Annotated in this window: 1 protein-coding gene and 2 pseudogenes; all 3 read left to right on the top strand. The window is 66.6% G+C overall.

What is annotated here, in order from left to right:
* Positions 1 to 155: 155 nt before the first annotated feature.
* Positions 156 to 3,224 (top strand): annotated as a pseudogene (locus tag HX851_RS45605) (amino acid adenylation domain-containing protein); the annotation flags it as partial.
* Positions 3,225 to 3,353: 129 nt separating this feature from the next.
* Positions 3,354 to 4,769, top strand: a pseudogene (locus HX851_RS45610) (amino acid adenylation domain-containing protein); the annotation flags it as partial.
* Between the two features lie 87 nt (positions 4,770 to 4,856).
* Positions 4,857 to 8,378 carry a non-ribosomal peptide synthetase gene (locus HX851_RS45615; RefSeq protein ID WP_439899236.1) on the top strand — a complete coding sequence of 1,174 codons (3,522 nt, stop codon included), beginning with the start codon at positions 4,857 to 4,859 and terminating at the stop codon, positions 8,376 to 8,378.
* Positions 8,379 to 8,453 lie beyond the last annotated feature (75 nt).

Raw genomic sequence — 8,453 nt, forward strand, 5'->3', positions numbered from 1 at the left:
CTAGCGCTGTCATCCCCGCGCAGGTTCGTCACCAATCGTTGATCCTCCAATGGAATGAGAGGCTTGAATTGGTCAGAGAACCGAACACCGCGCTTATCCAGCAACTGTTCGAATCCCGGGTACTGCGTGATCCCTCGGCCCCGGCGCTGGGTTTCATGGGCCAGGTCCTGAGCTACCACCAACTGAATACCCGGGCCAATCGCCTGGCGCACCACCTGCGTACACGGGGCGTCGGTCCCGACAGCCGGGTCGCGTTGTGCCTGGAGCGCTCGCCGCAGATGCTGGTCGGCGTGCTGGCGGTGCTCAAGGCCGGCGGCGCCTATGTTCCCCTTGACCCCAATTATCCCGCGCAACGCCTGGCGTACATGCTCGACGATTGCGCGCCGCGACTGCTGCTGACCCACGCGGCGGCGCGCCATGGCCTGACGGCGGCCCTGGAGACCCTGGCGACGTCTCCCGAGGTGCTTGAGCTGGACGACGAATCCGCCTGGGCCGATTGCCCGGCGGACAATCCTGATCCCGAAGCCTTCGGCCTGCACCACCGTCACCTGGCCTATGTGATCTATACCTCGGGCTCCACCGGCATGCCCAAGGGCGTGATGGTCGAGCACCGCGGGCTGGTCAACCTGGCCCGGGTCCAGGGCCCGCTGTTCGAGGTCGACCGCGGATGCCGCGTGCTGCAATTCGCCTCGTTCAGTTTCGACGCCTCGGTCTTCGAATGGGTCATGGCCCTGACCCACGGCGCCTGCCTGGAAATCGCCGACCCCGGCACCTTGCTGCTGGGCGATAGCCTGGTGCATCTGCTGCGTGAACGGCACATCAGCCACGCGACCTTGCCACCGCTGGTACTCGCCGGGCTGGGCGAACCCGACGCCTTGCCGGCGTTGACCACGCTGGTGCTGGCCGGCGAAGCGCCGAACCCGGCACTGGCGGCGAGCTGGGCAGTGGGGCGGCGCCTGTTCAATGCCTACGGGCCGACCGAAACAACCATCTGGGCCACGGTGTATCGTTGCAATGAACAGCACGACCCTGATTGCCCGGTGCCCATCGGCGAACCAATCGACCGGGCCAGTGTTGTCCTGCTGGACGAGTCGGGCGTTCCGGTGCGCACGGGCGAAGTCGGCGAGCTGTTTATCGGCGGCATCGGCGTGGCGCGGGGCTACCTGAACCGCGCCGAATTGAGCGCCGAGCGATTTGTCGACAGCCCCTTCGTGGCGGGCGAACGCCTGTACCGTACCGGCGATCTTGCCCGCTTCGACACCGACGGCCAATTGCTGTTTCTCGGGCGCTGCGATTTCCAGGTCAAGGTCCGCGGATTCCGCATCGAGCCCGGTGAGATCGAAACCTGCCTGGAGCGTCTGCCGGGAGTCGAAGAAGCCCTGGTGATCGCCCGCGAGGACACGCCCGGCGAACGCCGGCTGGTGGCCTACTACCTGGCGGACAGCGAGGTCAGCCCACGCCGGTTGCGTGAGCACGCCCGCCGGGCATTGCCCGAACATATGTTGCCGGCGGCCTGCGTGCGCCTGCGGCAGTGGCCGCTGAACAGCAACGGCAAGCTGGATCGCCAGGCGCTGCCGGTGCCAGATGCCGCGGCGTTGATCAGCAGCGAATACGTGCCACCTCGGAGCGAGCTGGAACAATGGCTGGCCGATATCTGGGCCGAGGTGCTGAAGGTCGAGCGGGTCGGGCGCGAGGACAATTTCCTCGCCCTCGGCGGTGATTCCCTCAGCGCCCTGCAGATCAGCGTGCGGGTTCGCGAGCAGGGCGGACGCAGCCTGCCGCTCAAGAGCCTGTTTCTCGAAAGTACGCTGCACCAGGTGGCACAGCGGCTGAGTGAGCCGATGACGGAGAGTGCGCCGCAAGAGCCGGTCACTGGCGGGGCCTCGCCGATCGCCCCGTTGTCGTACCAGCAGAGCGGTGTCTGGTGGTTGAACAAGGTGTCCGACGCCCGTGCCTATCACGCCCAGAGCGTGATAGGCATCCAGGGCCAGATCGAGGTGGCGTTGCTGCAACGCTGCCTGGACGAGATCGTCGCCCGCCATGAAATCTTCCGCACCACCTTCCATGCCGATGGCGAAGGTGTGCCGTACCAGCGCGTCCATGAGCACGCGCGTGCGGCGCTGACCTGTATCGATATTCCCGCGGACGATGAGCCGGCCTTCAACGCACGGGTCAGCGCGCAGGTGCAGCGTGACATCGACGTGGCGAGCCTGCCGCTGGTGCGCTGGCTGTTGGTCCGGCGCGGTGTCGACTCGTACGCACTGGTGCATATCGAACACCATTTTGTCCACGACGGCTGGAGCGCGAATCTTTTTCTCGAAGAGCTGTTGCATCTCTATCAGTTTCATCACGGCGACCGCAGCGATCCCTTGCCCGCACCGGGCGCGCAATACGCTGACTACGCCCGCTGGCAACAGAGCCCGGCGGCCGAGGCCGGGTACGACCGGCAGTTGCTGTTCTGGAAGGAACAGTTGCAGGACGTGCCGTTCACCCTGCCGTTGCCCACCGACTTTCCCCGACCCGCGCAACGCAGCGGGCGTGGCCGGCAACTGCGCTTCGAACTGCCCGTCGAGCTGGCGGCACGGTTGCGCCAGTTCAGCGAGGCCGAAGGCGTCACGGTCTTCACCACCTTGTTCACGGCGTTCCAGTTATGGCTGGGACGGCGCTGCGGCATCGAGGACTTCCTGGTCGGCTCGGCGGTGGCCAACCGCAAGTCGGTGGCCCATGAGCGCTGCCTGGGGATGTTCGTCAACAGCGTGGTGATTCGCGCCGATCTCAGTGGCGCACCGAGCTTTCGCCAGTTGCTGCGGCGCACCGCCGAGCGCGCGCTGGATGTCTATGACCACGAGAGCGTGCCTTTCGAACGCTTGGTGCGCGAGTTCCAGCCCAGCCGCTCGCTGTCGCGCAACCCGCTGTTCCAGGTGGCCTTCAGTTTCCACAACTCGCAGACCCCGCGGCTCCAGGGGCCAGGGTTCGATCTCTCGCTGTTCGAGGCCTACAGCAACCAGACCGCGAAATTCGACCTCGAAGTGGTGCTGATTCCCCGGGGCACCCGGGCCGACAACCCGGACACGTTGTCACTGCTGTGGAACTACTCGGTTGATCTGTTCAAGGAAGACACCATGACTCGCCTGCGCGACAACTACCTCGATCTGCTCGGACAGTGCCTGGAGGCACCCGAGCGTCATTTCGACAGCGACGCGGTGATCGGCGCCGAGGAGCGCCAGCGCCTGCTCAACGAATGGAACCACGTGACCCTGCCGGGCGCAGCGCCGCGTTGCCTGCACCAGTTGTTCGAGGCCCGGGTGGAACTGGACCCCTGGGCCCCGGCGGTCAGTTGCGAAGGCCAGACGCTCGGCTACCGCGAGCTGAATGCCCGGGCCAATCGGCTGGCACGACACCTGCGTACCCTCGGTGTCGGTCCCGATGTGCTGGTGGGCCTGTGCGTCGAGCGGTCACCGGACATGGTGGTGGGACTGCTGGCGATCCTCAAGGCCGGCGGCGCCTATGTACCGCTGGACCCGGTCTACCCGAGCGAGCGCCTGCACTTATTGCTCGCCGACAGCGCGCCGGCGGTGGTCCTCACCCACGCCGCGGCCCGGCCCAGCCTGACGGCGGCCTGCAAGGGACTGGTGAGCAAGCCACGCCTGCTCGACCTGGAAGCCGACGCCACGCGCTGGGCCGAACGCCCGGACGACAATCTCGACCCACGGGAAATCGGCCTGACCGCGAACCACCTGGCCTATGTCATCTACACTTCCGGCTCCACCGGCACGCCCAAGGGCGTGATGATCGAGCATGCCCAGGTGGCCCGGCTGTTCGCCAGCACCGCCGGACAATTTCATTTCGACAGCGATGACGTCTGGACCCTGTTCCATTCCTTCGCCTTCGATTTCTCGGTCTGGGAAATCTGGGGCGCGCTGCTCCATGGCGGGCGCCTGGTGATCGTGCCGACCCTGACCAGCCGTACCCCGGCGGACTTCTACCAACTGCTCTGCGAGCAAGGGGTAACGGTGCTCAACCAGACCCCGAGCGCCTTCCGCAGCCTGCTCGGCGCCCAGGCCCGCAATCCGGCGGCCCACAGCCTGCGCTGCGTGGTGTTCGGCGGCGAAGCGCTGGAGCCGACCTCGCTCAAGCCGTGGTTCGCCGACCCGCGCAACAGCGAAGCGCAACTGGTCAATATGTACGGCATCACCGAAATCACCGTGCACGCCACCTACCTGGCCCTGCGTGCGGAAGATGCCGAACAACCCGGTGCCAGTCCCATTGGCCGGCCGCTGGCGGACCTGCGTTGTTACCTGCTCGATCCTGCCGGGCAGTTGCTGCCGATCGGTGCCGAAGGCGAGATCCATATCGGTGGTGCCGGGGTCGCCCGCGGTTACCTGAATCGTGCGCAGCTGACCGCCGAACGCTTTATCGACAATCCTTTCGTCGCCGGTGATCGCCTGTACCGCACCGGTGACCTGGCCCGCTACCGGGCGGATGGCAACCTGGAATTTCTCGGACGCAACGATTTCCAGGTGAAGATCCGCGGGTTCCGCATCGAGCTGGGGGAAATCGAAGCCTGCCTGGGCCGCTGCGGCGGGGTGCGCGAAGCGGTGGTCATCGCCCGCGAGGACCAGCCGGGCGAGCCGCGCCTGGTGGCGTACTACACCGCCGTCGAGGGCGCTGTGCCGAACGTTCGCGAACTGCGCGCGCAACTGACCGCAACATTGCCGGAGCATATGGTCCCGGCCGCCTATGTCGGCCTGGAGGCGCTGCCGCTGACGGCCAACGGCAAACTCGATCGCCGGGCGTTGCCAGCCCCCGATGACAGTGCCTTCGGCACGCGACCGTTCAGCCCGGCGCAAGGACCGGTGGAAATCGCCCTGGCGGAAGCCTGGGCCCATGTGCTCGGTCGCGAACGGATCGGCCGCGACGACAACTTCTTTGCCCTTGGCGGCCATTCCCTGTCGGCCCTGCGGGTGCTCGAACGCCTGCGCCGCCAGGGCATCGAGCTGGACGCGCGGTTGATGTTCAGTGCGCCGGTACTGCGCGAGCTGGCCGCCGGCGTCGAAGTGGCACAGATCGCCGCGCCGATCCCGGCCAACGGCATTGTCCGGGGCCTGCCGATCACGCCCGAATGCTTGCCGCTGGCGACGCTGGACCAGGCGCAGATCGATGCCATTGTCGCCACGGTGCCCGGCGGCGCCGACAATGTGCAGGATATCTATCCGCTGTCGCCGTTGCAGGAGGGCATGCTGTTCCACCACCTGATGGCGCGCAACGGCGATCCCTATCTGCTCTGGAGCCTGATGAGCTTCAGCGACCGGGCGACCCTCGATCGTTATGTCCAGGCGCTGGAGACGGTGATCGAGCGCCATGACATCCTGCGCACCTCGATGTTCTGGGACGACCTGGAACAGCCGGTGCAGGTGGTCTGGCGCCAGGTCGGGGGACTGGTCGAAGAGCTGCAACTCGATCCGGCCGACGGCGATATCGCCGGGCAGTTGCGCCAGCGCTTCGATCCCCGGCATTACCGCTTGCCCCTGGATCGCGCACCGCTGATGCGCATGATGGTCGCCCGCGACGATACCCACGAGCGCTGGCTGGGCCTGCGCCTGTTCCATCACATCATCGACGACAACACCTCGCTGAAACAGCTGAATGCCGAGGTCGAGGCGGTACTGGGCGGTCAGGCCGACAGCCTGTTGCCGGCCTTGCCGTACCGCAATTTCATTGCCCAGCGGGTGAGGGGTGGTGACCAGCAGGCCCAGGAGCAGTTTTTCCGCGGCATGCTGGCCGGCGTCACTGAACCTTGCGCACCGTTCGGCCTGCTGGATATCCAGGGGGACGGCAGCGGCATCGGCGAGGCCCGACTGCAACTCGATGGCGATCTCGCCCAGCGCCTGCGCCAGGCCGCCCAGGCGCTGGGCGTGAGCCCGGCCAGCCTGTTCCATGTCGCCTGGGGTCAGGTGGTGGCCCATACGTCAGGACGTCATGACGTGGTGTTCGGCACGGTATTGTTCGGACGCTTGTACGGTGGCGAGGGCGCCGAACGCATTCTCGGCCCGTTCATCAATACCTTGCCGATCCGTATCGACCTCGCCGCCGAAGGCGTGGCGGCCTGTGTCCGCCGCACCCATCGGCTGTTGACCCAGTTGTTCGAGCACGAACACGCCTCCCTGGCACTGGCCCAGCGTTGCAGTGGCATCGCCTCGCCAACGCCGTTGTTCACCACCTTGCTCAATTACCGGCATAGCGAGCGGGCCACTGAAGGCGGCGATTCGACCTCGGGGGCCTGGAAAGGCATTCAGGTGCTGGGCGGCGAGGAACGCACCAACTATCCCCTGGTGCTGGCCGTGGACGACAGCGGCGAGGGCTTTCGCATTGGAGCCCAGGTCTGCGCGGCCCTGGATGCACAACGCACCTGCGCGATGATGCAACGCGCCCTGAAAAGCCTGGTCGCGGCCCTGGAGCAGGCGCCGCAGAGTCCGGTCGAACGCCTGGATATCCTCCCGGCGAACGAACGCCGCTTGCTGTTGGAGGAATGGAATCCGTTGCCCGGCACCCTGGCGGACAGCCGCTGCCTGCACCAGGGTTTCGAGCGCCAGGCCACCGCCCAACCCTCGGCGACGGCCCTCAGCTTCGAAGGCACGACCCTCAGTTATGGCGAGCTCAATGTCCGGGCCAACCGCCTGGCCCACTATCTGTGCGGACGCGGTGTCGGGCCTGAAGTGCGTGTGGGCCTGTGTGTCGAGCGCTCGCTGGAAATGCTCGTGGGCCTGCTGGCAATCCTCAAGGCCGGCGGTGCCTATGTGCCGCTGGACCCGGCGTATCCCGGCGAACGGCTCAGGCACTTGCTCGACGACAGCGGCGTGCCGCTGGTGCTGCACCACGGCGCGACCCGCTCTGTCCTGGATAAGGCTATCTCGGGGCTGACAACGGCACCCGACTGCCTCGACCTGGATAACCCCGGTGACTGGGCCGGGTGCCCGGCGGACAACCTCGATCCGCAGCCGATGGGGCTGACCGCGGCCAGCCTGGCCTATGTCATCTATACCTCGGGCTCCACCGGCACGCCGAAGGGCGTGATGATCGAGCACCGGCATGTCGCCCGTCTTTTTACCAGCACCGCCGGGCCATTCGCTTTCAACCGCGACGATGTCTGGACGTTGTTCCATTCCTTTGCCTTCGACTTCTCGGTCTGGGAAATCTGGGGTGCGTTGCTCCATGGCGGGCGCCTGGTGATCGTTCCGGGCCTGACCAGCCGCAACCCGGCGGACTTCCATCAGTTGCTCTGCGAACAGCGGGTGACGGTGCTCAACCAGACGCCCAGCGCCTTTCGCGGGCTGCTCGATGCCCAGGCCCGCAGCCCGGCGACCCATAGCCTGCGCTGCGTGGTCTTCGGCGGCGAAGCGCTGGAGCCGACCTCACTCAAACCGTGGTATGCCGATCCGCGCAACAGCGATACGCAACTGATCAATATGTATGGCATCACCGAGATCACCGTGCACGCCACCTACCTGGCGCTGCGCCCGCAAGATGCCGAACAGTCCGGCGCCAGCCCCATCGGCCGGCCACTGGCGGACCTGCGCTGCTATCTGCTCGACAGCCTGGGGCAACTGGTGCCGGTCGGCGTCGCCGGTGAAATCCATATCGGTGGTGCCGGGGTCGCCCGTGGTTACCTGAACCGCGCGGCCCTGACAGCCGAACGCTTTATCGACAATCCCTTTGTCGCGGGTGAGCGTCTTTACCGTACCGGCGACCTGGCGCGCTATCGGCCCGATGGCAGCCTGGAGTTTCTCGGGCGCAACGACTTCCAGGTGAAAATTCGCGGCTTCCGTATCGAGCCGGGTGAAATCGAGGCTTGCCTGCGGCAGTGCGCCGGCGTGCGCGAAGCCGTGGTCATCGCTCGCGAAGAGCAGCCGGGCGAGGTGCGCCTGGTGGCTTACTGCACCGGCGCCGAAGGGGCAGCCGTCGACGTCGTGGTGCTGCGTGAACAGGTGGTGGCGCGCTTGCCCGGTCATCTGGTGCCGACGGCCTATGTGCTGCTGGACACGTTGCCGCTGACCGCCAACGGCAAGCTCGACCGCCAGGCCTTGCCAGCGCCGGGTGAGGGCGCGTTCGCGGTGCAGGGCTTCGTCGCCCCGAGCACGCCTATCGAATCGGCGCTGGCGCGGATCTGGTGCGAGGTGCTGCGCTGCGAGCGCGTCGGCCTGACCGACAACTTCTTCCATCTCGGCGGCCACTCGCTGCTGGCAACCCGCATCGTGGCGCGTATCGAAGACCTGCTGGGAATCGAGTTGCCGATGCGGGTGCTGTTCGATCATCCGACGATCGAGGCGGTGCTCGACCATCTCTTCACCCAGGCGCAGGAAAACCGCGCTTCACCCTGAACTCCGGCGACCGGCCCGGCCCTGGTGGCCGGGCACCGATGCCCGGGGCGAGACGCCCCGCAGCCCGACAAAAAT

It is taken from the genome of Pseudomonas gingeri (genome assembly GCF_013385635.1).
Taxonomy (GTDB): Bacteria; Pseudomonadota; Gammaproteobacteria; order Pseudomonadales; family Pseudomonadaceae; genus Aquipseudomonas; species Aquipseudomonas gingeri_A.